The sequence below is a fragment of the Taklimakanibacter albus genome, assembly GCF_016595235.1.
Classification (GTDB): domain Bacteria; phylum Pseudomonadota; class Alphaproteobacteria; order Rhizobiales; family Aestuariivirgaceae; genus Taklimakanibacter; species Taklimakanibacter albus.
The window spans coordinates 671,088-692,056 of the sequence record NZ_JAENHL010000006.1; the positions used below are offsets into that span (position 1 = coordinate 671,088).

The 20,969-nt window shown below is 63.5% G+C and carries 22 protein-coding genes; 20 read left to right on the top strand and 2 right to left on the bottom strand.

Annotation, left to right across the window (positions count from 1 at the left end; all coding sequences use genetic code 11):
• The first annotated feature begins 36 nt into the window (after positions 1-36).
• The 17 genes from JHL16_RS07820 to JHL16_RS07900 all read left to right on the top strand — a co-directional run bounded on the left by JHL16_RS07820 (position 37) and on the right by JHL16_RS07900 (position 14,599).
• Positions 37-693: a hypothetical protein gene (locus JHL16_RS07820; protein WP_200184304.1), complete on the top strand. Its 657-nt coding sequence runs from the start codon at positions 37-39 to the stop codon at positions 691-693.
• Positions 694-749: 56 nt separating this feature from the next.
• On the top strand, positions 750-1,079 hold the full coding sequence (locus tag JHL16_RS07825; protein WP_200184305.1) for a cupredoxin domain-containing protein: 330 nt from the start codon (positions 750-752) through the stop codon (positions 1,077-1,079).
• Between the two features lie 55 nt (positions 1,080-1,134).
• Positions 1,135-1,413, top strand: a complete 279-nt coding sequence (locus JHL16_RS07830) for a hypothetical protein (RefSeq protein WP_200184306.1) — start codon at positions 1,135-1,137, stop codon at positions 1,411-1,413.
• 215 nt (positions 1,414-1,628) lie between these two features.
• Complete coding sequence (ldtR, locus tag JHL16_RS07835; RefSeq protein ID WP_137855229.1) at positions 1,629-2,144, top strand: transcriptional regulator LdtR; 516 nt, start codon at positions 1,629-1,631, stop codon at positions 2,142-2,144.
• A gap of 272 nt (positions 2,145-2,416) precedes the next feature.
• Positions 2,417-4,342: a L,D-transpeptidase family protein gene (locus JHL16_RS07840; protein ID WP_200184307.1), complete on the top strand. Its 1,926-nt coding sequence runs from the start codon at positions 2,417-2,419 to the stop codon at positions 4,340-4,342.
• Between the two features lie 188 nt (positions 4,343-4,530).
• Complete coding sequence (gene hemA, locus JHL16_RS07845) at positions 4,531-5,754, top strand: 5-aminolevulinate synthase (RefSeq protein WP_200184308.1); 1,224 nt, start codon at positions 4,531-4,533, stop codon at positions 5,752-5,754.
• Positions 5,755-5,757: 3 nt separating this feature from the next.
• Positions 5,758-6,741, top strand: coding sequence for an NAD-dependent epimerase/dehydratase family protein (locus tag JHL16_RS07850; RefSeq protein WP_200184309.1), 984 nt, complete (start codon positions 5,758-5,760; stop codon positions 6,739-6,741).
• An 88-nt stretch (positions 6,742-6,829) separates the two neighbouring features.
• Positions 6,830-8,224, top strand: coding sequence for a serine hydroxymethyltransferase (gene glyA / locus JHL16_RS07855; protein ID WP_200184310.1), 1,395 nt, complete (start codon positions 6,830-6,832; stop codon positions 8,222-8,224).
• 13 nt (positions 8,225-8,237) lie between these two features.
• Positions 8,238-8,717 carry a transcriptional regulator NrdR gene (nrdR, locus tag JHL16_RS07860; RefSeq protein WP_119391568.1) on the top strand — a complete coding sequence of 160 codons (480 nt, stop codon included), beginning with the start codon at positions 8,238-8,240 and terminating at the stop codon, positions 8,715-8,717.
• Between the two features lie 2 nt (positions 8,718-8,719).
• Complete coding sequence (locus tag JHL16_RS07865; protein ID WP_246770827.1) at positions 8,720-9,178, top strand: GNAT family N-acetyltransferase; 459 nt, start codon at positions 8,720-8,722, stop codon at positions 9,176-9,178.
• Positions 9,175-10,245, top strand: a complete 1,071-nt coding sequence (gene ribD, locus JHL16_RS07870; protein ID WP_200184311.1) for a bifunctional diaminohydroxyphosphoribosylaminopyrimidine deaminase/5-amino-6-(5-phosphoribosylamino)uracil reductase RibD — start codon at positions 9,175-9,177, stop codon at positions 10,243-10,245. Before JHL16_RS07865 ends, ribD begins: the two co-directional genes overlap by 4 nt.
• Before the next feature lie 18 nt (positions 10,246-10,263).
• Complete coding sequence (locus JHL16_RS07875; protein WP_200184312.1) at positions 10,264-10,869, top strand: riboflavin synthase; 606 nt, start codon at positions 10,264-10,266, stop codon at positions 10,867-10,869.
• Entirely contained in the window at positions 10,866-11,342 is a 477-nt protein-coding gene (gene ribH, locus JHL16_RS07880) for a 6,7-dimethyl-8-ribityllumazine synthase (protein WP_200184313.1), read from the top strand. The genes JHL16_RS07875 and ribH overlap by 4 nt, the downstream gene beginning before the upstream one ends.
• Entirely contained in the window at positions 11,339-11,806 is a 468-nt protein-coding gene (nusB, locus tag JHL16_RS07885; RefSeq protein WP_246770828.1) for a transcription antitermination factor NusB, read from the top strand. The genes ribH and nusB overlap by 4 nt, the downstream gene beginning before the upstream one ends.
• A gap of 385 nt (positions 11,807-12,191) precedes the next feature.
• Positions 12,192-12,395 (top strand): hypothetical protein, encoded by a 204-nt coding sequence (locus JHL16_RS07890; RefSeq protein ID WP_200184314.1) that lies wholly within the window; start codon positions 12,192-12,194, stop codon positions 12,393-12,395.
• 15 nt (positions 12,396-12,410) lie between these two features.
• Entirely contained in the window at positions 12,411-13,346 is a 936-nt protein-coding gene (locus JHL16_RS07895; RefSeq protein WP_200184315.1) for a CorA family divalent cation transporter, read from the top strand.
• A gap of 35 nt (positions 13,347-13,381) precedes the next feature.
• The gene (locus JHL16_RS07900; RefSeq protein ID WP_200184316.1) at positions 13,382-14,599 is read left to right on the top strand and encodes an MFS transporter; all 1,218 of its coding nucleotides are present in this window, start codon (positions 13,382-13,384) and stop codon (positions 14,597-14,599) included.
• On the opposite strand, the gene JHL16_RS07905 is transcribed toward JHL16_RS07900, so the two are convergent.
• Positions 14,596-15,192, bottom strand: coding sequence for a hypothetical protein (locus JHL16_RS07905; protein ID WP_200184317.1), 597 nt, complete (start codon positions 15,190-15,192; stop codon positions 14,596-14,598). The two genes, JHL16_RS07900 and JHL16_RS07905, sit on opposite strands and share 4 nt — an antisense overlap.
• A gap of 186 nt (positions 15,193-15,378) precedes the next feature.
• Here JHL16_RS07905 and JHL16_RS07910 point away from each other — a divergent pair, with 186 nt between their 5' ends.
• Together JHL16_RS07910 and JHL16_RS07915 are read left to right on the top strand one after the other, a co-directional pair.
• Positions 15,379-17,142 (top strand): VanW family protein, encoded by a 1,764-nt coding sequence (locus tag JHL16_RS07910; protein WP_200184318.1) that lies wholly within the window; start codon positions 15,379-15,381, stop codon positions 17,140-17,142.
• Positions 17,143-17,213: 71 nt separating this feature from the next.
• Positions 17,214-17,882: an O-methyltransferase gene (locus JHL16_RS07915; protein WP_200184319.1), complete on the top strand. Its 669-nt coding sequence runs from the start codon at positions 17,214-17,216 to the stop codon at positions 17,880-17,882.
• Here JHL16_RS07915 and JHL16_RS07920 read toward each other — a convergent pair whose 3' ends face one another.
• The gene (locus tag JHL16_RS07920) at positions 17,883-18,518 is read right to left on the bottom strand and encodes a LysE family translocator (RefSeq protein WP_200184320.1); all 636 of its coding nucleotides are present in this window, start codon (positions 18,516-18,518) and stop codon (positions 17,883-17,885) included.
• A gap of 200 nt (positions 18,519-18,718) precedes the next feature.
• Here JHL16_RS07920 and JHL16_RS07925 point away from each other — a divergent pair, with 200 nt between their 5' ends.
• Positions 18,719-20,842, top strand: coding sequence for a sodium-translocating pyrophosphatase (locus JHL16_RS07925; RefSeq protein WP_200184321.1), 2,124 nt, complete (start codon positions 18,719-18,721; stop codon positions 20,840-20,842).
• Positions 20,843-20,969 lie beyond the last annotated feature (127 nt).

The window sequence follows — 20,969 nt, forward strand, 5'->3', positions numbered from 1 at the left end:
AACGACAGCACATCACCGGATCATCAGGAGAGGATCATGAAGAGATTCAAATCGACCTTCGCGGCATTGGCGCTCGGTACCGCCATCGCCGTCACGGGAATAACCGGCTCGGATTTCTCTTTCATCGCCACCGCGCAAGCCGCACCGAGCAAGGCCGCTGATCTGCGCCTCGCGCTGAACGAGCTTCTGTCCGAGCATGTGACGCTTGCGGCGGCCGCCACGCAGGCCGCGTTGCGCGGGCGCAAATCGGAATTCGAGGCGGCCGCCGGCGCGCTCGACATGAATTCGCAGGATATCGCGGGCGCCATTGGTTCGGTTTACGGCAAGGACGCGGGTGATGCGTTCCTGCCCTTGTGGCGCAAGCATATCGGCTTCTTCGTCGACTATACGACCGGCAAGGCGACGGGCTCGAAGAAGAAGCAGGACAAGGCCGTGCAGGACCTTCTGCAATACGCCTCCGATTTCGGCGCCTTCCTCAATTCGGCGACGCCGGCGCTGCCCAAGGATGCTGTTGCGGATCTGGTGAAGATGCACATCGTGAGCTTGAAGGACGTGGTCGATGCGCAGGCCGCGCGCGACTACAAGCTTGCCTTCGAGAAGATCCGCGCCGCCTCGCATCACATGCAGATGATCGCCGATCCCTTGGCCGATGCGATCGCCGCCCAGTTCCCCGACAAATTCGCGGCCAAGTGAAAACGTGAAATGACCGGAGCGGCATGCGTTGCTCCGGCCCGCTTCGGGAGTTCTCCATGCTTGTCAGAATTACGCTCGCCGCGTTGATCAGCGGCGTCTCGATCGCGCCGGCATTCGCCGATGATGCGGTCAAGGTCGACATCAAGCTGTTTCAGTTCAAGCCGAAGGAGCTCGTCGTCAAGCCGGGCACCACCGTCACCTGGACCAATGGCGATGCGATCGAGCATTCGGTGACCGCGGGCGCGCCGGGCAAGCCGTCGGACGCCTTCGATTCAGGCTTCTTCACCAAGGGCGGAAGTTACGCCCACACATTCGCGGCGCCTGGCACCTTCACCTATTTCTGCAAGCGGCACCCGAACATGCACGCTGTTGTGAAGGTGGAATGAGTTTCCCAGCACATCATTCTGCGTTAGTCTCGGACAACGGAAAGGAGTTCTGCCCATGAAAAGCATGCTTCCTCTTCTGGCCCTCATCACCGTGGCCACTTTCGCAAGTCCGGTGCTCGCCTGTGAGCAGCACCAGTCCCATGCCGCCCTCAAGACCGCCGAGCAGGTTTCGCCCCCTCCGCCCAAGGTCGTCATCGAGCCTGCGGCGCAATCTGTCCCTGCGTCAGAAAATGTGACGGCGAAGGACGCCGCCATGAGCAAACCGGCCTGGGCGACGGGTGAGAACTGTAATCGCCCGCGCAATCAGGGTAAGACTGTTTACCTTACCCAATAGAGAATCCCCAAGACTGGGTACAAATGGCTGTTAAGACTAGGGAAAGTCTTTAACAAGACTCCGTCAACTCTAATCGACAAAGCGGCAAAAGCGTCGAAATATAAGAACAAATTTACCCACCTTTTTGATCCGATTTTAAGAGCCGAAGCCTAGTCTCGCGCATAAGGAGAACGGCCAAAAGAAGCCGTCTCCGCTAACAAGGCTGAGGTGGTAAAATGCGTACTCAAACTGTGGGGGGCGTGCGCCCTGCTGGGGTCGAACCCGGACGTGAACAGATCAAGCATCGCTATCTGGAGGCTCTTACCTTGATCGAGCGCCTGCATCGCAGGCTGCTCGACGTCATCAAGGACGATTTCGAGCGTGCCGGCGCGCCCGAGGTCAATCCGGTCCAGGCGCTTTTACTGTTCAATATCGGCGATTCCGAGCTCACCGCCGGCGAGCTCAAGACGCGCGGGCACTATCAGGGCTCGAACGTCTCCTACAACCTCAAGAAGCTGGTCGAGGCGGGCTATGTCAATCATGAGCGCTCGAACTCGGACAAGCGGTCGGTCAGGGTCCGCCTGACGCCCAGGGGCCAGGCGATCCGCGAGCGGGTCGACCAGCTCTATAACCGCCAGCTCCATTCGGTCGAGGAAGTCGTCGGCCTGTCGGTCGAGGAATTCGAACGCATCAACAAGGCGTTGACCCGCCTGGAGCGCTTCTGGACCGACCAGATCCTGTACCGGCTCTAAGAACCGACAAATCTGGCTCAATTGCAAAAGCCGCACCGGTATCTACCGGTGTGGCTTTTTTGCCATAGTGGCCGAGAATTTTCGGGCTTTCCAAGTCGCGCCCCATTTGATGGCTAGGAAAGCCTTGTGGGCACGGCGTCAATTCCCTTGATTCGTCTTACGGATTCGTGGTTTAGCCACGCGGCGGGGGAGCTATGGTCTTGGTTCCTGCCCCTGGGTATGAGATGATGTGTTCGCCCATCTTTCGGCAACGGCAGCAGAAGCAGAGCATTATGTCTGGAAATCGCCTCGGTAAACTGGTCCTGACGACAGTCCTCCTCGCGTCCTTCACCGCCATGACACCGCTAGCGGCCTATGCCGAGCGGGGCGAGGGCAATTCCTGGCGCAAGAAGACGCAGGATGACGCCGGTCCATCCCCCTCGTCGAACAGCAGCTCCATCATGGTGCCGCAGACGACCAGCAACGTCGCCGGCAACAAATCCGGCAAAGCGGTCACCAAGACCGAAGTTTTCGCCGACAAGAGCGTCTCCCCGATGGTGTCGGTCGCGAGCGGCGGCGCCATGGCCAATGCCATTTCGCGTTATGAGGCGATTGCCGCCCAGGGCGGCTGGGGCTCGATATCGAGCAAGGGCCTTTCCAAGGGCGATGACGGCGAGGCGGTTGTGGCCTTGAAGCGTCGCCTGATCGCCGAGGGCTATCTCAGCGCCGATGCGCTGTCCGGCGACACCGCCCAGTGGTTCACCGCCGGGGTCGAAAAGGCGGTGGCGCAGTTCCAGGCCAATAACGGCCTCGCCGTGACCGGCAAGACCGACAAGGCGACCGTCAATGCGCTCAATATTTCGGTCTCCCAGCGCCTCGCCACCATGCGCGCCAATCTTCCGCGCCTGCAGGAATACGGCAAGGGCCTGGCCGATCGCTATATCATCGTCAACGTGCCGGCGCTTCAGCTCGAGGCGGTGAACTCGGGCGCCGTCTTCTCGCGCCACAATGTCATCGCCGGCAGCCAGAAGCGGCCGACCCCCGTCACCATCAGCCAGGTGTCGGACATCAACTTCAATCCCTATTGGAATGTGCCGGTATCGATCGTCGAGCGCGATCTCCTGCCGCGCATCCGCTCCAAAGGCACGAGCGTCTTCCGCGACATGAAGATGCGCATCTATGACGGCTATAACGGGCCGGAAGTCGATCCGCGCACCGTCGACTGGGACTATGTGGCGGCCAACCGCTATTTCTTCCGCCAGGACCCGGGCGAGGACAATTCCATGGCCTCGGTGAAGATCAACTTCCTGAGCCCCTTCGGCATCTATCTGCACGACACGCCGACCAAGAGCCTGTTCACCACGGCGGCCCGCTATCTGAGCTCGGGCTGCGTGCGCGTCGACCAGGTCTCGGTGCTGATCAACTGGATCCTCAACGGCCAGGACGGCTGGAGTCCCGGCCGCATCGAGCAGTACAAGCAGAACAGGGAGCGCCTCGACGTAAAGGTCGCCAATGCGCCGCAAGTGCGCACCGTCTATCTGACCTCCTGGGTCAATGGCGCGGGGCAGGTGAATTTCCGTCCCGACGTCTATGATCTCGACGACACCGGTTTCGTGGTCGGCCAGCCTCTGGCGCCCGGCGAATATAGCGACGACGGCAAGCGTTATGTGCTGAAGGCCAAGGTCTATGAGGTCGAGGACGTGCCGGAGCAGCCGGAGTCCTTCGGCTTCTTCAATTCGCGCCGCAAGGCCAAGACCGAGAAGGCGTCGTTCAACAGCGACGACGACAGCCGCAACAAGCCGTTCGGCTTCTTCAACCTGCGCCGCAAGACGGATGACCGTCGCACGACGAACAACTCCATCTTCTCCACCAACAAGGCGAAAGCGAAGAAGTCGCTCGCCGACATCAAGGACGACGATGACGTCCTGTTCAACTTCAACAAGTCGGGCGCGTCGAAGGTGAAGAAGCCGGTCGCCAAGAAGACCGACGCCAAGACGAAGGCTCTGCAGGCATCCGCCGCCGGCAAGAAGAAGCCGGCTGCGGCCAACGCCAAGAATGCGGCCAACGCCAAGAAAAAGAAGGTCGAGCAGGCGACCGCCACGGCCACCAAGAAGCCGGCGCCTGCCGGGGCGACCACGACTCAGCCGGTGCTGAAGAAGAAAAAGGTCGAAGAGGCCACCGCTACGGCAGGTCCGGAGTTCGGCCAGCAGAAGCCGTAAGCGTCAAACCTAGCCCGAAGAGGTTGCATCCGCTTCGGGCAAACCGGCCGAATTGAAAACGCGTCGGGACGAGAATCGGTAGATTTTTGGGGCTCTTGGGCTCCCAAATGAGGCGCCTGCGACGCATCTGCGCATGCGGCTATTCGTCAATGGCTTAAGGCCGGGCTTTCGGGCGTAATGACGACATCATGACGAACACATTTGACTATTCCGGGGCTTTCGCGGCAGCCGTTGGCAAAGTGCGCCAGGAAGGCCGCTATCGCGAATTCGCCGACATCTGCCGCATCCGCGGGCGTTTCCCGCGGGCGCTTTACCGTGGCCGCGACGGCGAGCGCGAAGTCACCGTCTGGTGCTCAAACGACTATCTCGGCATGGGCCAGCATCCGAAGGTGCTCGCCGCCATGCATGAGGCGCTCGACGAGATCGGGGCAGGGTCGGGCGGCACGCGCAACATTTCCGGCACCAACCATCATCACGTCCTGCTCGAGGCCGAGCTCGCCGATCTGCACGGCAAGGAAGCCGCACTTCTCTTCAATTCCGGCTACATGGCGAACGAGGCGACGCTGTCGACGCTCGGCCGTCTGCTGCCCGGCTGTGTGATGCTCTCGGACGAGCTCAACCACGCCTCGATGATCGAGGGCATCAGGCATGGCCGCTGCGACAAGGTCATCTGGCGCCACAACGACCTCGCCGATCTCGAGGCGAAACTGAAAGCCCTCGATCCCGCCCGGCCGAAAATCATCGCCTTCGAGTCGGTCTATTCGATGGATGGCGACATCGCGCCCATCGCCCAGATCTGCGATCTCGCCAAGCGTTATGGCGCGCTGACCTATCTGGATGAAGTGCACGCCGTCGGCATGTACGGACCGCGTGGCGGCGGTGTCGCCGAACGTGACGGTCTGCTGGACCATGTCGACATCATCGAGGGCACGCTCGCTAAAGCTTTTGGCGTCATGGGCGGCTATGTGGCGGCCTCCACGATGCTGATCGATGCCGTCCGCTCAACCGCGGCAGGCTTCATCTTCACCACGTCGCTGGCGCCGGTGCTTGCTGCCGGCACGGTGGCGAGTGTGCGGCATCTGAAGGAGAGCGGCGAGGAGAGGGCGCTGCAGCACAAGCACGCGGCGCTGCTCAAGCGCGAGCTCGCCCGCCTGGGCCTGCCCGTCGTCCTGTCGCCCAGCCACATTGTGCCGGTCATCGTCGGCGATCCGGTTCTGTGCAAGCAGCTCACCGACCGGCTGCTCGCCGAGTTCCAGATCTATGTGCAGCCGATCAATTATCCGACCGTGCCAAAGGGCAGCGAGCGGATCAGGCTGACGCCTGGCCCGCTCCATGGCGAGCTGGAAATCGCCCGACTGGTGTCGGCGCTCGACCAGCTGTGGACGGCGATGACGCTGAAGCGGGCAGCCTAACCAATGACGATCCTTGTGACGGGCAGCGCCGGGCATCTCGGTGAAGCTCTCATGCGGACTTTCCACCAGCAGGGGGAGGCGGCGCGCGGTCTTGATATAAAGCCGTCGCCCTTTACCCATTGCGTCGGTTCCATAGCCGAACGTGGTGTCGTCAGGCGGTGCATGGCGGGCATGCGCACGGTCATCCATGCCGCAACGCTCCACAAGCCGCATGTCGCCACTCATTCCTACCAAAACTTCCTCGACACGAATGTCACGGGCACGCTGGTCCTGCTCGAGGAGGCGGTGAAGGCGGGTGTCGAGAGCTTCGTCTTCACCAGCACCACCAGCACCTTCGGCGCGGCCCTCACGCCCGCGAAGGACGAGCCGGCGGCCTGGGTGACCGAGGACGTCCTGCCCATCCCGAAAAACATCTATGGCGCGAGCAAGGTCGCCGCCGAGGGCCTGTGCGAGCTGTTCGCTCGCAAGCATCGCCTGCCGACAATCGTGCTCAGGACCTCGCGCTTCTTCCCCGAAGCCGATGACGACGCGGCGATCCGCGATGCCTATGAGCCGGCCAACGCCCAGGCCAATGAGCTGCTGAACCGGCGGGCCGACATCGCCGATATCGTCGACGCGCATATCCTGGCTGCCGAGCGGGCGAAGGCCATTGGCTTTGGGCGTTATATCATTTCGGCCACGACGCCCTTCGCCGAGGACGACCTTGCGGCGCTACGCCATGACGCGCCGGGTGTCGTCAATCGGCTGTTCCCCGATTGCCCGGCGCTCTTCGCCAAGCGCGGCTGGCGGTTCTTCCCCGCGATCGACCGGGTCTATGTGAACCGGCGGGCGCTGAAGGAGCTCGGCTGGCGGCCGCGATACGATTTTCGTAACATGTTGGACAGCCTCGCCCAGGGCACTGATTTTCGCAGTCCTTTGGCCCGCGAGGTCGGCAGCAAAGGCTATCACGACGAGGTATTTGCGGGCGCGCCATATCCGGTGGCGTAAACGGATTGTCGCATGCCGGTCTAACTCTGGACCCTGAGCGTGATTCCGCTTATGTCGCATCCTCTGCGCGGATGAACAGGAGAGGATCATGGCCCGTAAGGTTGCTAAGAAGATCAAGCCGGCGAAGAAGAAGGTTCAACCCCGCAAGGCCGCGAAAGCCGCCAAGCCAGCGAAGAAAACCGCCAAGAAAGCCGCCACGCCGAAGGTCACCGGCAATGGCTTCTTCACCGCTTCACTCGCCCAGGCCGACAAGGCGGTAGCCGCCTCGATCAAGCGCGAGCTCGGCCGCCAACAGCATGAGATCGAGCTCATCGCGTCGGAGAACATCGTCTCGCGTGCCGTGCTCGAGGCTCAAGGGTCCGTCAACACCAATAAATATGCCGAGGGCTATCCGGGCCGGCGCTATTATGGCGGTTGCCAGTATGTCGACGAGGTCGAGATTCTGGCCATCGAGCGCGCCAAGAAGCTGTTCAATTGCGGCTTCGCCAATGTGCAGCCGCATTCGGGCGCCCAGGCCAACCAGGCCGTCTTCTTCGCCTGTATGAAGCCGGGCGACACCTATATGGGTCTCGATCTGAGAGCGGGTGGGCATCTGACCCACGGTGCGCCGGTCAACCAGTCGGGCAAGTGGTTCAACGTCGTGCCGTATCGGGTGCGCCAGGACGACCAGCGCATCGACTATGATTTCGTCGCCGAGCTCGCCGAGCAGAACAAGCCGAAGCTGATCCTTGCCGGCGGCTCCGCCTATCCGCGCTTCATCGACTTCGCCCGCTTCCGCAAGATCGCCGATTCGATCGGCGCCGTGTTCATGGTCGACATGGCCCATATCGCCGGCCTCGTCGCCGGCGGCGTCCATCCCAATCCTCTCGACCACGCCCATGTCGTGACCACCACGACGCATAAGACGCTGCGCGGTCCGCGCGGTGGCATGGTGCTCACCAATGACGAGGATATGGCCAAGAAGATCAATTCCTCGGTCTTCCCGGGTCTCCAGGGCGGCCCCCTGATGCATGTCATTGCCGCCAAGGCGGTGGCCTTCGGCGAGGCGCTGCAGCCCTCCTTCAAGAAGTATGCGGCTCAGGTCGTCGCCAATGCCAAGGTGCTGAGCGACAGCATGATCGCCGGCGGCTGCGATATCGTTTCGGGCGGCACCGACACCCATCTGATGCTGGTCGACCTGCGCAAGAAGGGGCTGACCGGTAAGGCCGCCGAGGCGGCCCTGGGGCGTGCCTGGATCACCTGCAACAAGAACGGCATTCCCTTCGACCCCGAAAAGCCGATGGTGACCTCGGGCGTCCGTCTCGGCACCCCGGCCGGCACCACCCGCGGCTTCGGCGTCAAGGAATTCAAGGAAATCGGCGCCCTCATCACCGAGGTGCTCGACGGGCTTGCGAAGAACGGCGAAGAGGGCAATGCTAAGGTCGAGACGGCCGTCCGCAAGAAGGTCGGCCAACTGACCAACCGCTTCCCCATCTATCCCTGACCCCTAAGGCTCCATGCGCTGCCCTTTTTGCAACAATGAAGAAACGCAGGTGAAGGACAGCCGTCCGAGCGAGGACGGGACCGCCATTCGGCGCCGCCGCTATTGTCCGGATTGCGGCGGCCGCTTCACCACCTTCGAGCGTGTGCAGTTGCGCGAGCTCACCGTCGTCAAGCGGTCGGGCCGGCGCGTGCCGTTCGACCGCGACAAGCTGATGCGCTCGGTGCAGATCGCGCTGCGCAAACGCCCGGTCGACCCCGAGCGGGTGGAGCGCATGGTCTCCGGAATAGTGCGCCGGCTCGAAAGTCTGGGTGAAAGCGACATCAAGTCCGAGACCGTCGGCAAGCTCATCATGGAGGCGCTGAAGGTCCTCGACGACGTCGCCTATGTGCGCTTCGCTTCCGTCTACAAGAATTTTCGCGAGGCCAAGGACTTCGAGGAGCTGCTCGGCGAATTGACCGGCGAAGAGGGCGAGCCGAGCCCGAAGCGGGACTGACCATGTCCGCCGTCCTGGAGTTTCGCCGCGCCGGTCCCGCCGATGCGGCGACGGTGCGTGAGCTCACCCGCAAGTCCTATGCGAAATGGTGCGCCGTCATTGGCCGCGAGCCCTTGCCGATGACCGCCGATTATGATCACGCCGTGCGCAGTCACGTCATCGACCTCGCTTACCTAGATGGCCGGCTGGTCGGGCTCGTGGAGATGATTCCGCGTGCCGACGATCTGTTGATCGAGAATGTCTGCGTCGATCCGGACGGGCAGGGCGGCGGCATCGGCCGTAAGCTCGTCGCCCATGCGGAAGCGGAGACGCGTCGCCGCGGCCACGCCGTGATCCGGCTCTATACCAACAAGCTCTTCGCCGCCAATCTCGGTTTCTATGTTGCGCAAGGCTATGAGGTCGAGCGCGAGGAGGCCTTCAAAGGCGGCACGATCGTCCACTTCCACAAGATACTCACATGACCGCCGATCTCGCTTTCATGACCCGCGCCGTCCGGCTCGGTCATCGGGCTCTCGGAACAACGGCGGAGAATCCGCCGGTCGGCTGCGTCATCGTCAAGGATGGCGTCATTGTCGGTCTGGGCTGGACGCAGCCCGGCGGCCGCCCCCATGCCGAGGTGGCGGCGCTGCGCATGGCGGGCGCGGCGGCAAGAGGCGCTACTGCCTATGTGACGCTCGAACCCTGCGCCCATCACGGCCGCACCCCGCCTTGCGCCGAGGCTTTGGCGAAGGCTGGCGTCGTCCGGGTGGTGGCGGCGGTCGAGGACCCGGATCCGCGGGTTTCGGGCGGTGGCTTTGCCATTCTACGGCAGGCCGGAATCAGCGTGGTGACAGGGCTCGGCCGGGAGGAAGCCCTTTCGGATCTTGCCGGCTTCCTGACTCGGATTGTCAATAAGCGTCCCTATGTCCTTCTTAAACTTGCGCTTTCCGCCGATAGGAAGATCGCCGAAGCGGCCGGCAAACGCACCGCGATCACCGGCCCCGAGGTCAAGGCCCGCACCCATCTGTTGCGCGCCGAGGCCGATGCCATCCTGGTCGGGCTCGGCACCGTGCTGGCCGATGATCCCGACCTGACGTGTCGTCTGCCGGGGCTGGAAGTCCGTTCGCCCATCCGGGTGGTAGCGGATTCAAGGGGCGCCATCCCGCCAGGGTCGCACCTGGTCCGGACGGCCGGGAAGGTGCCCCTGTGGCTCCTGTCGCTCGCCGGTACGCCGGCGCCCGAGGGCGTCGATATCCTTGCCTGTGCGCCCGGCGCCACGGGTGGCGTCGATCTGGCCGACGGCCTGGCCAAGATCGCCGCGCGGGGTATCAACCGGGTGCTGGCAGAAGGCGGGGCAAGGCTGGCCCGCGGGCTGATCGAAGCCGGCCTGGTCGATGAGCTGCAGCTCTTCCAGTCGCCCAAGTTTCTGGGTCCGCAAGGCGTCGACGGCTTTGCCGGAATGCCCTTCGCTCAAGTCATGGCAGGGTTCCGGCCGGGGGCCGAGGAAACCCTTGGGGATGACCGTCTGAGCGTCTATGTACGCGGCTGAATATCCCTAGAGAGTCTTATGTTTACCGGCATTGTCACCGATATGGGCGAGGTCATCGCCATCGAGCAGCGCGGCGATACGCGCCTCACCATCGCCACGGCCTATGATCCCGACACGATCGCGCTCGGCGCCTCGATCGCCTGTTCGGGCTGCTGCCTGACCGCGGTCGAGACCGGCCGCCTGCAGGACGGACGGGGCTTTTTCGCGGTCGATGCGTCTGCCGAGACGCTCGCCCGCACGACGCTCGGGAACTGGGCCGTCGGCGCGCGGATCAATCTGGAGCGGCCGCTCAAGATGGGCGACGAACTGGGCGGCCATGTCGTCTCGGGCCATGTCGACGACGTGGGCGAGATCGTCTCGATCGTGCCGGAAGGGGATTCGCTGCGCTTCCGTTTCCGAGTCTCGCCCGCGATTGCCCGGTTCATCGCCCCCAAGGGCTCGGTCTCACTCGACGGCACCTCCCTGACTGTCAACGAGGTCGAGGGCAATGAATTCGGGGTCAATATCATTCCCCATACCCAGATGGTGACCACCTGGGGCAAAGCCAAACCCGGCGATCGGGTGAATGTTGAAATCGACATGCTGGCGCGCTATGTCGCCCGTCTTTCGGAGACGAGATTGTGAAACGCGACAAGACCACGGCGGCGGCCGTCAAGACCAAGGCGCATCTCCTCATCATCGAGGCGCGCTTCTACGCGGATATTTGCGATGAGCTCGCCAAGGGCGCCATCGCGGCCATCGAGAAGGCGGGCGCCACCTGGGAGCGGGTCGACGTGCCGGGCGCCCTCGAGATTCCGGGCGGCATCGCTCTCGCCGCCAAGTCCAAGCGCTTCGACGGTTTCGTGGCCCTGGGCTGCGTGCTGCGCGGCGAGACGACACATTATGAAATCGTCTCCGGTGAATCGGCTCGCGGCATCATGGATCTCACCATGACAGGGCTCATCATTGGCAATGGCATCCTCACCTGCGAGAACGAAATTCAGGCCTGGGCACGCGCCCGGGTGACCGAGATGGACAAGGGAGGAGGGGCCGCCGATACGGCGCTCGCCATGATCCGCTTCGCCCGGTCCATCAAGAAGAGGCAGCGTAAATCTTGACGACTCCCCGCCGCCAACCGCCAGTGGCGCGCTCCGCAGCGCGCCTGGGCGCCGTTCAGGCACTCTATCAGATGGATCTCGCCGGCACCGATGTCGGCGAAGTTCTGGCCCAGTTCTCCGCCCGTGCCACGGGCGATGCGTTCGAGGAGGGCCAGTGCGGCCCGGCCGATTTCCCGTTCCTCAAGGAGATCGTCGACGGTGTCGTGCGTGAGCAGCTCACCATCGATCCCGTTCTCAACCGGCTTCTCGATACCGGCTGGCCTCTGGCGCGGCTCGACGCCACCTTGCGCGCCATCCTGCGCGCGGCGGCTTATGAGGTCATGTTCATGGAGAACGTGCCGGCCCGCGTCGCCATCACCGAATATCTCGATGTCGCGCACGCCTTCTTCCATGAGCAGGAGCCGAAGCTGCTCAATGGCGTGCTGAACACGCTGGCCCGCCAGCGCCGGCCGGACGAGTTCTAGCTTTTCTCCGATTCGTGCATCGCTTTCGCCTTGACTCATTTCGCGTCAAGGCGCACGACCACTTTTGCGTCGGCGCCTGTGCGCCGCACGCCTCAACGCAAATAGGAACAATGGACAATCACCCTAGATGCGGCCGGTCTCGCGGACCGGTCCAGATAGCAAATGAATTGGTTACCGGCATCTCGGCCGGGCCAGCGGTGATGGGCTAACAGCCCGGTCCGCTTGCCTCCCGGGCCGTCGGCACACCGGGAAAGGCAAGCCCATGAGTAGCACGATCAGTTTCTGATTTGGCGCGTCCGCGCCCGCTTCCGCGGGTCCGATCGCGTTCATCCGTCATGCGAGCCGCATGGCGGGCGCTCATCTATGAAATCCATGGAGACCACCGATGACCAGACCCATGAAGAGGAAGGCGTCGAATCTCGAACGCGAAGTGATCAACGCCGTGATGATCCTCTACGCGCTCATCTGCATCGCCATGCTGGCGATTCACTATCTGCAGCCGGTCGGCCAGGGGACCGAGACGTCCTCGACCTCACCGGCGCATGAGACCCTGCGCGCCGGCGCAGCCAAGCCCGCTCAAACCCAGTGATCCGGAGACAGAACAATGAACAACAACATCATCACCACGCTGTCGCCCGCCGCCACGCTGGAGGATATCTGGATCCGCGTCGACGCCGAGAACAAGGCCGAAGTCGCGCGCATCGCCGCGAAATACAAGGTCGAGTTCCCGGCGAGTTCCGAAGGTGTGTTCGAGGACCATGATTCGGTCTGCCTCAACATCACCCACATGATGCCGGAGGCGCAGGATTTCCGCCGCGAGACGATCGTCATCGCCTTCAGCGACAAGGTTGTCGTGACGCTCGAGCCGAAGGGCCATTTCGCGCCCTTCGACAAGGCGCTGGCGCGCTTCAAGCGCCATCCGGGCCTGGTCCAGTCGTCCTACTCGATCATGCGCACCCTGCTGCAGGCGATGAACGATGCCGCAGCGGAAACGATCGACATGATCAGCCAGGCGCTCGAAACGATGAATGACCAGATCGGGGTGATCACCAGCGGCCTCGATTCGTCGGGCCGCGAGATCGGCGTCAGCGACATCAACGACACGATGATCGAGCTCAACGAGAAGGAAGAGCTCATCTCGCGCTGTCTCGAATGCCAACTCTCGCTCGCCCGCGCCGCGCGCTATCTGCGCATGGAGATCAACGGCAGCGATCATGAGCTCAAGAACATGGTCGAGACGCTCCTGTCCGACATGGACGGGGTCAAGCAGCATGCGAGCTTTGAGCACGAGAAAGTGCGCTATCTGCAACAGTCGGTGATGACCTCGCTGAACGTCAAGCAGAACCAGATCGTCAAGGTGTTCACCATCATCACCGCGGTGTTCCTGCCGCCGACGCTGGTCGCCACCTTCTACGGCATGAACTTCGCCGTCATGCCTGAATTGACCTGGAAGCATGGCTTCACCGCGACCATCATCCAGACGCTGCTCGCCGCCCTTCTGCCCTTGCTGTATATCAAGAAGAAGGGCTGGTTGCGCTGACGCATGGCCAGCACGCCCGGGGGACCCAGAAGGCCATGAGCACTGCCGAAATCACCGCCCAGTTCGATGATCTGCGCGCCAGGCGCAACGCCATCGTGCTGGCGATCGGCCAGGCGCTCTATGGCTCGGCCACGGTGATCATGTTCACCACCGCGGGCCTCATCGGTGTGCAAATCGCTCCGTCCAAGGCCTGGGCCACGCTGCCGATCTCGGCCTTCGTCATCGGCACCGCGGTTTCGACGATCCCGGCCGCCATGCTGATGCGCGCCATCGGCCGGCGGCCGGGCTTCATGCTCGGCGCCTTCGCCGGGACCATAGGCGCGCTGATCGGCGTCTATGCCATCTACACCCGTGATTTTCAGCTCTTCATCCTGGCGACGGTGCTGCAGGGCGTCTATCAGGCCTTCGCCCAGCATTCGCGCTTCGCCGCCGCCGATATGGCGAGCCCGGCTTTCCGCCCCAAGGCGATCTCCTGGGTGATGACCGGCGGCGTGGCCGCGGGTCTTCTCGGCACGTCGCTGGTGATGTTCACCACCGATCTATTGGCGCCGGTCACCTTCGCCGGCTGTTACGCCGCGATGGCGGTGATCTGTACGCTGGCGATCGGCGTCCTCGCCTTCGTCGATATTCCGCGCAAGGAGGAAACCGTCTCGGCGGGCGACACGCGTCCGCTTGCCGAAATAGTGAAACAGCCGCGCCTCATCGTGGCGGTGATCGCGGCGACGCTGAGCTACGGCATGATGAATCTGGTGATGACGGCCGCGCCCATCGCCATGATCGACTGCGGCTTCACCACCACCACGGCGGCCTGGGCGATCCAGTGGCATGTGATGGCGATGTTCGTGCCGAGCTTTTTCACCGGCCAGATCATCGCCCGCGTCGGCGCCGAGCGGGTCTGCGCCGCGGGCCTGCTGCTTCTCGCGGCGGCGGCAACCGCCGGGCTGCTCGGCATCAGTTTCGGTCATTTCGCCGTGAACCTCATCCTGCTCGGGCTCGGCTGGAACTTCGGCTTCATCGGCGGCACCACGCTGCTCACCGAATGCTATCGCCCTGCCGAGCGCGAGCGTGTGCAGGGGCTCAACGACTTTGCCGTCTTCGGCACGGTCGCGATCGCCTCGCTCACCTCGGGCAAGCTGCTCGACTGGTTCGGCTGGGCGAGCGTCAACATCGCCGTCTATCCGACGGTGGTGGTGGCGCTCAGCCTGATCCTGTGGATCATGCTGAAACGCCGCCGTAGAGCCGTTGCGAATTAGGGCTGCGGGGTTACCGTTGGCGCCGGGAAGCCTGCCAGCTCGTTGACCGTTTTTGTGCGCCAATCTTTCAGCGCGGTGACGAAGGCCTTGGCGTCGTCGCCATAGGCGCGCCGGCTGATGGCATAAAGCACGACGCCCGGCTTGGCGCCCTTATGCGGCGCATAGCGGTAGCCGTTCCATTCGACGATCAGCTTGCCGTCCGGGCCTGCCGCGCTGATCAGGAAATCGAGGATGACGTCGCCTGTCGCCTCATTGACGATCGCATCATAGAAGACGAGGGGATCGGTGGCCTTGCGCTGGTTGAGGCTCGCGATCTGCGCCCCCGCCGCATCCTTGGGCGCGAGGCCCGAAGTGACCGCCTCCAGGATGAACATATGCGTGTAGCTTTGGACCGACTGCCCAGCCGGGAGGTATTCCTGCTTGTAGTAGTCGGCGGACGGATGCGAGGTCCAGACGAGCCCATAGTCCTGGCCCTCGAAGGAGATGGGGCCCGGCACGCCGAGCCTTTCGGTCTTGTCGTCGGCCTGGGCCCAGGCCGGGGCGGCGCACAGGATGAGGATGGTTAAGACGCGCAGCAGTGGGCGGATGATCATGGAGCCTCCGGTTTGCAAGGAAGAGGCTTCTCGCATGGCCTGGTGGCAATTGAAAGACGATTGACCCGAGGGACCCGGCCCAACTCGTCCTGGTACGGAGGAGTGGTGCCGCAAGAAGACCACGATCCCGTCGAAATGAAGTTCACTTCGCTGTTCATGCTCCATTCAGTTTGGTGGGAGCAGTTTGTGCGTGAAACGAACGGGACGCGCGACATGACGCATCGTGCCTTGAGCCAGGTTCCGAGTTTCTGGGACATGGCTCTTTTCGAAGCGAAGGCGACGGCTTTTCGCCTCAAGCGTAAGACGCAGGAAACTCTGAGCCGCAAGGCCGTGTGCCGGCATGGCCAAGGCAAGGCCCTCACTTCGGCCCCCATTCTGGCCCGTATTTCTTCCCCGCTCTGGCACCATCTGCAGGGAAGCCAGGATCGGGCGCTCACCCTCGGCAAGATCCATAATCTGCGCCGCGCCATCCGCCATCTCGACGGTGTCGAGGTTCCGGCCGGCAGTCTGTTCAGCTTCTGGCGCCAGGTCGGGCGCACCACCAGGCGCCGCGGCTTCGTCGAAGGCCGCGAATTGCGCGAGGGCTGTCTCATCGCCAATGTCGGCGGCGGCCTGTGCCAGCTTTCGAACGCGCTTTACGAGGCGGCCCTCGATGCCGGCCTCGAAATCGTCGAACGCCACGCCCATAGCCGCGTGGTGCCGGGCTCGCGCGCGTCGCTCGGGCGCGACGCCACCGTCTTCTGGAATTATGTCGACCTGCGCTTCCGCGCGGCCCGGCCGTTCCGCATCGAGGCGACCTTGCGGCGCGACTCGCTCGAGATCGTCCTGCGTGGGCCGGGTGGCCTCGTCACCCGCAAGGATGGCGATCTGAGCGTAGATGAGGAGCGCCTCGGCGCCAATGACTGCACGAGCTGCGGGGAGACGGAGTGTCGCCGCCATGATCCCGAGCGGCCATTCCTGCCGAACGACATTGGCTCGACGGCCTGGCTCGTCGATGCCTGCTGGCCGGAATTTTCGATCCTGTTCTCGGCTATCGCGCGCACCGAGGATGCGCTGTTACTGCCACAGCGCCTGCGCGAGACGCCGCGTTATGCCTGGCCGCGCCATGTGGTGGCCGAGGAAAGCTGCGCGACCCTGGTGGCGCTGCGCCGCGCCTTGGCCTTGCGCCACGCGCCGCGGCAAGGGCGCGCCTTGCAGGACATGCTGCTGCGCTACGACGGGGCGCTGGCCTGCCATTATGCGAAGAAGCTCTCGCCCGTTCATGAGCATCTGGTGATCTCGCAGAATCTGCTGCCGCATCTGTGGCGGCTCGGCGAATTGCAGGGCCGCAGCTTCGACGTTCTGATGATCCGCCATCCGATGGCGGAACTCGAGGCCAAGCTCGATGCCGCCAAGGCGGTCTATCCGATGAGCCCGACGCTCGGCGACTTCCGCGCGCCTCAGGAAATCGTCGTGGCGGAGCGCGCCGCCCTGGCCGCCGCCCGCACCCTCTATACCCCGCATAGCGGTATCGCTGCCGGCGATCCCGCCCGCACCCAGCTCATCGACTGGCTCAAGCCCGCGCCGCGCAGCCGCATCGCGCGCGGCGGCAAGTCTGTTCTCTTCCCGGCCTCGGCTCTGGCGCGCAAGGGTGCCTATGCCTTGCGCGAGGCCGCCCAGGATCTCGATCTCGACATCGTCGTCGCCGGCAAGGCGCGCGAGGGGGAGGGCGATTTCTGGGGCAAGGTCAGGACGCATCAACTGGACGGCGCGGAGTGGCCGGAGAAGATCGCCGCCGTGATTCTGCCGGCGCTCATCGAGCACGAGCCCCGGGCGCTCCTCAAGGCGCTGGCGCACGGTCTGCCGGTCATCGCCACGCCGGAATGTGGTCTCGCCGGAACGGCGGGTGTGGCGGAGGTTCCGGTCTGTGATCCGGCCGGCTTGCGCCAGCAGCTCCTTCAGGTCCTGTAGACCTTTTCATTTGCCGCACCGCAGCATTTCTGATCTCATCGCGCTCTCTGTCCTCTTTCAGTGAGCGCGCGATGACTCAGAAGACCTGGACTGCCGTCGACAATTATGTGAGCGAGGCGCTTGTGCCCCCCGACAAGGTGCTCGACGCTGTTCTCCAGGCGAGCGCCGATAGCGGCCTGCCGGAGATCGCGGTGGCGCCCAATCAGGGCAAGCTCCTGATGCTGCTGGCGCAGTCGATCAATGCCCGCACCATTCTCGAGATCGGCACGCTCGGCGGCTACAGCACCATCTGGCTCGCCCGCGCTCTGCCGAAAGGGGGCGGCGTCGTGACCCTGGAGGCCGTGCCGCGTCATGCCGAAGTCGCAACTGCCAATTTCAAGCGCGCCCGCCTGGGCGCCATGATCGATCTCCGGCTCGGCAAGGCCATTGATCTGCTGCCCAAGCTCGCGGCCGAGAAGCGCAAGCCCTTCGACTTCGTCTTCATCGATGCCGACAAGGAGAACATCCCGGATTATTTCAAATGGTCGCTGAAGCTCACCCGGCCGGGCAGTCTGATCGTCGTCGACAATGTCGTGCGCGGCGGCAGGGTCATCGATGCCGCGAGCAAGGACCACAGTGTCCAGGGCGTGCGCCGCTTCAATGAAATGCTGAAGAAGGAGAAGCGGGTGGAGGCCACCACGATCCAGACCGTCGGGGTGAAAGGTTATGACGGCTTCACCTTGGCTCGGGTGATGAAATAGTCAGCCGCGCTGTTCCACCGCGAGGCGCAACCCCAGCGCCATCAGCAGGCCGCCCATGATCGTCTCGAAGGACCGCTTGATGCGCGGCCGGCCGAGAAACTGGCCGAGTCGCGCCAGCGCGACGGCATAAAGGCAGAGCCACAGGAAGGTGAGGCTCGAAAAGACGACGCCGAGCAAGGCGAGCTCGGAGAACATGCCGTGGCCGGCGCTTGCGAATTGCGGCAGGATGCTGGCGAAGAACACGGCCATCTTGGGATTGCCCAGGTCGCTGACCAGGCCTTGCCGGAAGAGGACAAGGGGAGATGGCCTGACGCCGATCATGACGGCCGTCTCGCCCGGACCGGTTGGCCGCCAGGCGCTCCACAGCATCCGCGCGCCGAGATAGACCAGATAGGCAGCGCCGAGGAGCTTCACGGCCTGGAATACCGGCTCGGACGCGAGAAGCACCGCCACGAGGCCCGCCGCCGTCGCTAGCGCCCAGATGATCTGGCCCAGCGCGACACCGGCTGCGGTGGCGATTCCGCCGTGCCGTCCACCCAGCATCACGCCGCGGATGGTCATGGTGGTGTCGGGACCGGGCGTCACGATCACCAGGACCGATATTCCGAGAAAAGCCACGAAGGAGCTGGTCAGCATGGTCACTACCCGCGCAGAAGCGATTATGGGACGCAGCCCTAGCATGGCTAACCTGCCCTTGGGATGGTTTCTTCTTGGTTGCCATGATCTCGCCATTTTGGCATACCCGAGCCATAGGTCCGAGTTGCGGGAGGAGGGGGGAAATTCCTAACGTCCGCCTTCGGGGAGAATAAAAACATTAGGAAACAAAAGGAATATCCATGAGCTCAACCCTATGGCTGATTGTGCTCGGCGGTGCTTTGTCCATCGTCTACGGCATTCTCACCACCCGTAGCCTGTTGGCCGCCGATGCCGGTACGGCCCGCATGCAGGAGATCTCGGCCGCCGTGCGTGAAGGCGCCCAGGCCTATCTCAAGCGTCAATATGCGACCATCGGCGTTGTCGGCGTCGTTATCTTCATTATCGCTTTCTTCCTCCTCGGCTGGACCTCGGCCATCGGCTTCGCCATCGGCGCCATTCTGTCGGGCGCTGCCGGCTTTATCGGCATGAACGTGTCGGTGAGGGCCAATGTGCGCGTCGCCCAGGCTGCCACCAAGTCGCTGGCAGGCGGCCTCGACCTCGCCTTCAAGGCGGGCGCGGTCACGGGTCTTCTGGTTGCGGGTCTCGGCCTTCTGGGCGTCACCCTCTATTTCATCTTCCTGACCGGTCCGCTGGCGCTCGCGCCGACGAGCCGCACCGTCATCGACGCTCTGGTGGCTCTGTCCTTCGGCGCCTCGCTGATCTCGATCTTCGCCCGTCTCGGCGGCGGTATCTTCACCAAGGGTGCGGATGTCGGCGGCGACATGGTCGGCAAGGTCGAAGCCGGCATCCCGGAGGATGATCCGCGCAACCCCGCCACCATCGCCGACAATGTCGGTGACAATGTCGGCGACTGCGCCGGCATGGCCGCCGACCTGTTCGAGACCTATGTGGTGACCGCGGTCGCCACCATGGTGCTCTCGGCCATCGTGCTGCCGGATGCCTACAAGCTCGCCGGCATGGTGCTGCCGCTCGCGATCGGCGGCGCTTGCGTCGTCACCTCGATCATCGGCACCTTCTTCGTGAAGCTTGGCGCCTCCAACAACATCATGGGCGCTCTTTACAAGGGCTTCATCGCCACCGCCGTCCTGTCGCTCATCGTCCTCTATCCGGTGATCAACTTTGTGTTCGGCGGCATGGGCGTCGATCTCGGCGGCTTCACCCCGATGAAGCTCTTCTGGTGCGGCGTCATCGGCCTCATCGTCACCGGTCTCATCATCTGGATCACCGAATACTACACGGGCACCGGACGTCGTCCGGTGAATTCGATCGCCGAGGCCTCGATCACCGGCCACGGCACGAATGTCATCCAGGGCCTTGCGGTGTCGCTTGAATCGACGGCGCTTCCGGCGCTCGTCATCATCTTCGGCATCCTCACGACCTTCAACCTTGCCGGGCTGTTCGGCATCGCGGTCGCGGTGACCACCATGCTGGCGCTTGCCGGTGTGGTCGTGGCCCTCGACGCCTTCGGCCCCGTCACCGACAATGCTGGTGGCATTGCCGAAATGGCGGGCTTGCCCAAGGAAGTGCGCCACAATACCGACGCGCTCGACGCCGTAGGCAACACGACGAAGGCCGTCACCAAAGGTTATGCCATTGGTTCGGCGGGCCTCGGCGCGCTGGTGCTCTTCGCTGCCTACACTCAGGACCTCAAGTTCTTCGCGGCCAATGCGACGCCGGGAAGCTTCTTCGAGGGCGTCAATGTCACCTTCGATCTGTCCAACCCCTATGTGGTGGTCGGCCTGATCTTCGGCGGCCTCTTGCCGTACCTGTTCGGCGGTATCTCGATGACGGCGGTCGGCCGCGCGGCGCAAGCCGTGGTGGTCGAGGTGCGCCGCCAGTTCAAGGAGAAGCCGGGCATCATGAAGGGCACGGAGAAACCGGATTACGGCCGCGCCGTCGACATGCTGACCAAGGCCGCGATCAAGGAAATGATTGTTCCGTCGCTGCTGCCGGTCCTGTCGCCGATCGTGGTCTTCCTCGTGATCTGGGCTATCGCCGACAAGGCGGCGGGCTTCGCCGCTCTCGGCGCCATGCTCATGGGCGTCATCGTCACCGGCCTCTTCGTCGCCATTTCCATGACCGCCGGCGGCGGTGCCTGGGACAATGCGAAGAAGTCCTTCGAGGATGGCTTCACCGACTCGAAGGGCCAGAAGCACTTCAAGGGCTCGGAGGCGCACAAGGCTTCCGTCACCGGCGACACCGTCGGCGACCCCTACAAGGACACGGCGGGCCCTGCCGTGAACCCGATGATCAAGATCACCAACATCGTGGCGCTGCTGCTGCTGGCTGTGCTCGCGCACTGATCTTGAGACACTGAATGATGGGACGGCCGGGCGATCTGCCCGGCCGTTTCGCTTTTTAAGGACGCGGTTGGACCTAAGGCCTATTTACTTCGGGGTAGCAAAACTGGAACATCACAAGCATCGGCCG